The following is a 635-nucleotide window of genomic DNA, read 5'->3' as shown; positions in this document are numbered from 1 at the left end:
CGCCCGCGGCTTCGGGCGCGATTCAGAGATACTGTCGATCCTGCCGGGCATTCGTCCGATCGTAGGGCGCGATGAAGCCGAAGTGGAAAGCCGCTATCAACAAGCCGTGGAATTGGTGACCATCGAAGATGCCATCGTCGCCCTCGGCCGGCCGTTCAATGATCATGATTTCAGCCAATACCCGCTGGATGCACCGTTCCCTGAACTGGGCGACCTGGGGTCCAACAGCCAGAAAGGCGGATCGGACCGGATCAAGCAGTTGGCCAAGGACGAGGGCCTGACCTTGCGTGAAATCGCCCTGCGTTTCTCAAGGCCGCGCCGGGATTTCGTCGGCACCCCCGAGCACGTCGCCGATGCGATTCAAAAGTGGTTCGAAGAAGGTGCGGCGGACGGTTTCATCATCAATTCGTTGTTGCCCGACGGCCTGCAATATTTCACCGAGCTGGTCGTGCCGGTCCTGCAACAGCGCGGCCTGTTCCGCGACGAGTACAGCGGCGACACCCTACGCGACCATCTTGGCCTGCAAGTCCCGATCAACCGTCACGCGCGCACCGCCCTCAAGGCTCAGGAAAAAAGCGAGGCGCTGGCATGAGCGAATCCCTCCGCCGCCTGCTGGCAGACTTGCGCACCGAAGC

1 protein-coding gene is annotated in these 635 nt (G+C 61.7%); it reads left to right on the top strand.

Features of this window, described 5'->3' with window-relative positions:
- Positions 1-592, top strand: a 592-nt coding sequence (locus AC1DRJ_RS31415) for an LLM class oxidoreductase (protein WP_477805530.1), incomplete at its 5' end; no start/stop codon positions are given.
- Between the last annotated feature and the right edge of the window lie 43 nt (positions 593-635).

This window comes from Pseudomonas sp. P5_B2, assembly GCF_056400445.1.
This window is presented reverse-complemented; position numbering and strand designations above follow the sequence as displayed.